This is a genomic window from Micromonospora sp. NPDC005252, assembly GCF_042872475.1.
Taxonomy (GTDB): Bacteria; Actinomycetota; Actinomycetes; order Mycobacteriales; family Micromonosporaceae; genus Micromonospora.
The window spans coordinates 246,908-252,907 of sequence record NZ_JBIAKN010000009.1 but is presented as its reverse complement, the minus strand read 5'-3'; the positions used below and the strand labels follow the sequence as shown (position 1 = coordinate 252,907).

Annotated in this window: 6 protein-coding genes and 1 tRNA gene; all 7 read left to right on the top strand. The window is 75.7% G+C overall.

The window, feature by feature from the left end:
- On the top strand, positions 1-588 hold a 588-nt coding region (locus ACFYPH_RS24470; protein ID WP_387184878.1), incomplete at its 5' end, for a 4Fe-4S dicluster domain-containing protein.
- A complete protein-coding gene (nrfD, locus tag ACFYPH_RS24465) occupies positions 585-1,706 on the top strand; it encodes an NrfD/PsrC family molybdoenzyme membrane anchor subunit (RefSeq protein WP_387184875.1) in 1,122 nt (373 codons plus the stop codon). The genes ACFYPH_RS24470 and nrfD, both read left to right, overlap by 4 nt.
- Positions 1,707-1,740: 34 nt before the next feature.
- Positions 1,741-1,836: transfer RNA gene (locus ACFYPH_RS24460), tRNA-Sec, on the top strand.
- Between the two features lie 20 nt (positions 1,837-1,856).
- Positions 1,857-3,161, top strand: a complete 1,305-nt coding sequence (gene selA / locus ACFYPH_RS24455) for an L-seryl-tRNA(Sec) selenium transferase (RefSeq protein ID WP_355068109.1) — start codon at positions 1,857-1,859, stop codon at positions 3,159-3,161.
- A gap of 2 nt (positions 3,162-3,163) precedes the next feature.
- Positions 3,164-4,918 (top strand): selenocysteine-specific translation elongation factor, encoded by a 1,755-nt coding sequence (gene selB / locus ACFYPH_RS24450; RefSeq protein WP_387184873.1) that lies wholly within the window; start codon positions 3,164-3,166, stop codon positions 4,916-4,918.
- Between the two features lie 59 nt (positions 4,919-4,977).
- Entirely contained in the window at positions 4,978-5,727 is a 750-nt protein-coding gene (locus tag ACFYPH_RS24445) for a hypothetical protein (protein WP_387184871.1), read from the top strand.
- 39 nt (positions 5,728-5,766) lie between these two features.
- Positions 5,767-5,964: a hypothetical protein gene (locus ACFYPH_RS24440; protein WP_088989536.1), complete on the top strand. Its 198-nt coding sequence runs from the start codon at positions 5,767-5,769 to the stop codon at positions 5,962-5,964.
- Positions 5,965-6,000: the final 36 nt, after the last annotated feature.

Here is a 6,000-nt window from a genome sequence, read left to right as displayed (position 1 = left end):
GGTGTGGAGCAGCGGTCGGATTTTCGGTGGTTGATGATGTCGGATGTGTGTAAGCACTGCACGCATGCGGCTTGTTTGGATGTGTGTCCGACGGGGTCGTTGTTTCGGACGGAGTTCGGGACGGTGGTGGTGCAGGAGGACATCTGTAATGGGTGTGGGTACTGCATTTCGGCGTGTCCGTATGGGGTGATCGATCAGCGTAGGGGTGATGGTCGGGCGTGGAAGTGCACGCTGTGTTATGACCGGTTGGGTGCGGGGATGACGCCGGCGTGTGCGCAGGCGTGTCCGACGGAGTCGATTCAGTACGGGCCCCTGGACGAGTTGCGGGAGCGGGCGGCGCAGCGGGTGGACACGTTGCATGAGCAGGGGGTGTCGGAGGCGCGGTTGTACGGGGAGGATCCGAACGACGGTGTGGGTGGTGACGGGGCGTTCTTCCTGTTGTTGGATGAGCCGGAGGTGTATGGGTTGCCGCCGGATCCGGTGGTGACGACGCGGGATCTGCCGGCGATGTGGAAACGCGCCGGCCTCGCCGCGCTGGCCATGACGGCGGCGACCGTCGCCGCGTTCGTCATCGGAGGATCCTCGTGAGCACAGAGCGCCCCCGGGTGGGCGATCGGTTCCGCCGGTTCACCAACGCCCGCGACGAGATGGCCGCACGGCAGCCCGGTGGTGACTCGGTCGCACGGCAGCCCGGCGGCGACCCTGCCCGGCGGGCGGGCCGGCGGCGCGGCCGGGGCGGCGGCGAGGAGCTGCGGGTTCCGGAGGCCGAGTTCACGTCGTACTACGGGCGGCCCATCCTGAAGGCGCCGGTCTGGAAGTGGGACATCGCCGCGTACCTGTTCACCGGCGGGCTGGCCGCCGGCTCGTCGCTGCTCGCCGCGGGAGGGCAGCTCACCGGCCGGCCGGTGCTGCGCCGCGCCGGTCGGGTCACCGCGCTGGGCGCCGTCAGCGCCAGCGCCGTCTTCCTGATCCGGGACCTGGGCCGGCCGGAGCGGTTCCACCACATGCTGCGGGTGGCCAAACCAACTTCGCCGATGTCGGTGGGCACCTGGATCCTCACCGCGTTCGGGCCGGCCGCCGGGGTCGCCGCGATCGCCGAGGGCGCCGGCCTGCTGCCCCGCCGCGGGCTGCTCGGGTTGGCCGGGCGGGCACTGCCGCCGGTCGGGCACGCCGCCGGGATCGTCGCCGCCGCCACCGCGCCGGCGCTGGCCACGTACACCGGGGTGCTGCTCGCCGACACGGCGGTGCCGTCGTGGCATGAGGCGTACCCCGAGTTGCCGGTCATCTTCGCGGGCAGCGCGCTGGCCAGCGGGGCCGGCGTGGGTCTGCTCGCCGCGTCACCGGCGCAGGCGGGGCCGGCCCGCCGGATGGCGGTGGCCGGCGCGGCCCTGGAGCTGTACGGCGCGCACCGGGTGGAGACCCGCCTGGGGTTGCTCAGCGAGCCCTACCGGTCGGGGCGGCCCGGTCGGCTGCTGCGCGCCGGTCGGCTGCTGACCGTCGCCGGGGTGGTCGGGGCGCTGCTCGGCCGGCGCAGCCGCGCGGCGGGCGCGTTGTCCGGGGTCGCGTTGCTGGGCGCGTCGGTGGCCACCCGGTTCGGCATCTTCTACGGTGGCGTCGCGTCGGCGCGCGACCCGCGCTACACGGTGGTGCCGCAACGCGAGCGGGTGAATGCTCGACGGACCGGGGTGGATCCGGCGGCTGACTGAGCGGCCGCTTGGGCGTTGTGATCGAATGTCCGACGGAGGCGTTCAGGCGGCTGGTGCCCCTCCCGGTCTTCAAAACCGGTGTGGTCCGGGACCCGGGCCAGGCGGGTTCGATTCCCGTCCGTCTCCGCCAACGGCGGCAGGAGTGACGTGATGCGCGACGGCAGCGTGGACCCGCGACGCCGGGTGCCCCGCACCGATACGCTGCTCGCCGATTCGCGGCTGGCCGAGGCCGTCGCGACCCTCGGCCGGGACCGGGTCAAGGCCGCCGTCGTCCAGGCGCAGGAGCGGGCCCGCCGCGGTGAGATCGAGCCCGACGAGGTCCCCGACGCCGTGGTCGCCGGGCTGCCCGCCCCGGGTCCGCGGACGGTGCTCAACGCCACCGGCGTCGTGCTGCACACCAATCTGGGTCGGGCGCCGCTGTCACCCGCCGCCGTCGCCGCGGTCGTGGCGGCCGCCGGCCACACCGACGTCGAGCTGGACCTGCGCACGGGGCGACGCGCGCGTCGTGGCCGGGACGCGATGGACGCGCTGGCCGCCGCCGTGCCGGACGCCGCCGCCGTACACGTGGTCAACAACGGCGCCGCCGCGCTGGTGCTGGCCGCCACCGCGCTGGCCGCCGGCCGGGAGATCGTCGTCAGCCGAGGCGAACTGGTCGAGATCGGCGACGGTTTCCGCCTGCCGGACCTGCTGGAGAGCACCGGCGCCAGCCTGCGCGAGGTGGGCACCACCAACCGCACCACGCTCGACGACTACGCCGCGGCCGTCGGACCGCAGACCGGCTTCGTGCTCAAGGTGCACCCGTCGAACTTCCAGATCACCGGCTTCACCTCGGCCACACCGGTACGCCAACTGGCCACGCTCGACGTGCCGGTGGTCGCCGACATCGGCTCCGGGCTGCTCGCGCCGGATCCACTGCTGCCCGACGAGCCGGACGCGGCCGGCACCCTGCGCGCCGGCGCGGCCCTGGTCACCGCGAGCGGCGACAAGCTGCTCGGCGGCCCCCAGGCCGGACTGCTGCTCGGCGACGCCGCGCTTGTCGAACGGCTACGCCGCCACCCGCTGGCCCGGGCGCTGCGCGTGGACAAGCTGACCCTGGCCGCGCTGGCCGTCACCCTGCACCGCCCGGACACGCCGACGCGGACCGCGCTGCACGCCGACCCGGCCGCTCTGCGCAGCCGGGTGGAGCTGCTGCGTGACCGGCTCGGCGCGGAGGGACGCAAGGCGGAGGTCGTCCCGGCGGTCGCCGTGGTCGGCGGCGGCGGCGCCCCCGGCGTCGAGCTGGACTCGTGGGCGCTGAGCCTGCCCGAGCGGTACGCCGTGCCGCTGCGCACCGGTGACCAGCCGGTGCTCGGCCGGGTGGTGCGGGGCCGGCTCCTGCTCGACCTGCGCTGTGTTCCCGTCGACGCCGACGAGGCGGTCCTGGCGGCCGTGCTGCGCGTCGGAGGGGACGACTGATCATGTTCGTCGTCGCCACCGCCGGGCACGTCGACCACGGCAAGTCGACCCTGGTCCGGGCGTTGACCGGGATGGAACCCGACCGATGGGCCGAGGAACGCCGCCGGGGCATGACCATCGACCTGGGTTTCGCCTGGACGACGCTGCCGTCCGGCGCCACCATCGCCTTCGTCGACGTGCCCGGGCACGAGCGGTTCGTGCCGAACATGCTCGCGGGGGTCGGGCCGGTGCCGGCCGCGTTGCTCGTGGTCGCCGCCGACGAGGGGTGGATGCCGCAGTCCGCCGAGCACCTGGCCGCGCTCGACGCGCTCGGCGTCGGGTACGGCCTGCTGGTGGTGACCCGCGCGGACCTGGCCGACCCCGCGCCGGCGGCGGAGCGGGCCCGCGCCGAGATCGCGGCGAGCAGCCTCGGCGCGGTGGAGACGGTGGCGGTCAGTGGGCTGACCGGCGCCGGCCTGCCGGAACTGCGGGCCGCGCTGGACCGGCTCACCGCCCGGCTGCCCGCCCCCACAGTGGACGCTCCGGTGCGCCTCTGGGTGGACCGCAGCTTCACCGTGCGGGGCAGCGGCACCGTCGTCACCGGCACGCTGGGCGCCGGCCGGTTGCGCGTCGGCGACGAGTTGGAGCTGGCCGGGGCCGACGAACTGGTTCGGGTTCGGGGCCTGCACTCCCTCGGCGAGGCCCGTCCGGAGGCGGCGGCCGTGGCCCGGGTGGCGGTCAACCTGCGCGGTACGCCCCGTGACCGGCTCGGCCGCGGCGACGCGCTGCTCACCCCGGGCCGGTTCCACCACACCGACGTCATCGACGTACGGCTCACCGGCGACCCGGCCGCCGACCTGCCCGCCACCCTCACCCTGCACGTGGGGTCGGCGGCGGTGCCGGTGCGGGTCCGGCCGCTCGGCGCGGACACCGTCCGGCTGCGGCTGGCCCGCCCGTTGCCGCTGCTGGTCGGCGACCGGGCGCTGCTGCGTGATCCCGGCCGACACCACGTGGCCGGCGGCGTACGGGTCCTCGACGTGGCGCCGCCACCGCTGTCGCGGCGAGGCGCGGCCGCCGCCCGCGCGACGGTCCTCGCCGACCTCGACGGTCGACCCGACCTGGCCGGTGAGCTGCGCCGCCGTCGGCTGGTGCGGGTCGGCGCGCTGCGCCGGATGGGTGTGCCGGTGCAGGCCACGCCGGTGGCCGGTGACTGGCTGGCCGACCCCGCGCACTGGCAGCGGCTCGGCGAGCAGCTCACCGAGGAGGTCGGCCGGTACGCCCGGGAGCACCCGTTGGAGCCGGGCATGCCGGTGGACGCGCTGCGTCAACGCCTCGCTCTGCCCGACCGGGCGCTGGTCGAGGCGCTGATCCGCCCGCCGCTGCGGGTCCACGGTGGGCGGATCGGCACGGCCGCCGTCGACACCCTGCCGGAGCCGGTGGCCCGAGCCGTGCAGCGGGTCCGCGCCGAATACGCCGACCGGCCGTTTCGCGCCCCCGAGGCGGACCGCCTCGTCGACCTGGGCCTGGGCCCCCGGGAGATCGGTGCGGCGGTACGCGCGGGCGCGCTGCTGCGGCTGGCCGACACGGTGGTGCTGCTGCCCGACGCCCTCGACGCGGCGGTCACCGTGCTGGCAGGGCTGCCGCAGCCGTTCACCCTGTCGGCGGCCCGGCAGGCGTTGGACACCACCCGCCGGGTGGCGGTGCCGCTGCTGGAGCTGCTGGACCGCCGCGGCGTCACCCGCCGCCTGCCCGACGACGCCCGGGTCGTCGTCACCTGAGCGCGCCACCGCGATGATCCGGGGCGGACAGGATTGCGGCGGGCTGCCAGGGTGAACAGATGGCCGAGCTGTCCCCGTCCCTGTCCCCGTCGCGGCCGTTCGCTGACCGGTGGCGTGGTGTCGTCTCGGTCGCGCTGCGCTGGGGGTTGCCGCTGCTGTGGGTGCTGTGGGCTCCGCTGGCATGGTGGGTGGCGCCGCGCGAGGCGACGGCGGGCCAGCTCGACCGGGATCTGGCGGCGGGCCGGGTGGTGAGCTTCCAACGGGCGTCGGGCTGGGCCGACGACGACGCGTACTGGGGCAGCCGGCCGCAGCCGCGGTACGACCCGCAGGGCGCGATGATCGCCTGGAGCGTGCCGAGTGGCCGGGTCCGGTACGCCTTCGTCGAGCCGCCCGACGCGCAGGCGGAGCCCGCCGGGCCGCAGTCGACGGAGCGGCCCGCCGGGTTGGACGCGAGACTGGCCGCGTCGGCGGACCTGTGGCAGAGCGCCGGCGCTGCCGCGCACCGGATCGCCGACGCCGCCGGGCTGCTCGCCGGCGCGGTGACCCTGCTGTGGCTGGTCCGGCTGGTCGGCGGCGCCCCGCCGCTGGTCGGCACCCGGTGGTTCTGGTACTGGATCGGGCTCCTGCCGTTCGGGGTGGGCGTGCTGGCCTGGTCGTACCGGGAGATGTGGCGGCCGCCGCCGGTGCCGCCGCCCGTTCGCGCCTCGGGGTGGCGCGGCGTCGGTTGGCTGCTGCTCGCCGGGATCGGCATCGTCCTGCTGGTGTCCGCCGCGCGTGCCGTGCTCGGCGTCGCGGTGGTGCCGGGCTAACCGGCCCCTCGACCGTCGGCGGTCACCTACGGTGACGCCATGGACCCTTCGGCGGTCTGGCGGGACCGGCAGCACCAATGGCGGATCGAGGCGTACCGCGCGCCGGATCTGCGGTTCGCCATCTACGCGACCAACGGCCCCACCGAGTCGGTGCCGCTCTGGCTGTTCGGCATGTCGGCGCTGGCCCGGTGGCTGATGACCCACTCCATCTCGCTGGACGACCTGGAGGTCGACTGAGCGCCCCGCCGGCCGGAAACGGGGCCCGGAGCCGGG

Excerpts from the sequence above, each read along its gene's own strand:
- selA (WP_355068109.1), top strand. The coding sequence starts at position 1,857 with ATGCGCGACGGCAGCGTGGACCCGCGACGCCGGGTGCCCCGCACCGAT.
- selB (WP_387184873.1), top strand. The coding sequence starts at position 3,164 with ATGTTCGTCGTCGCCACCGCCGGGCACGTCGACCACGGCAAGTCGACC.
- ACFYPH_RS24445 (WP_387184871.1), top strand. The coding sequence starts at position 4,978 with ATGGCCGAGCTGTCCCCGTCCCTGTCCCCGTCGCGGCCGTTCGCTGAC.
- ACFYPH_RS24440 (WP_088989536.1), top strand. The coding sequence starts at position 5,767 with ATGGACCCTTCGGCGGTCTGGCGGGACCGGCAGCACCAATGGCGGATC.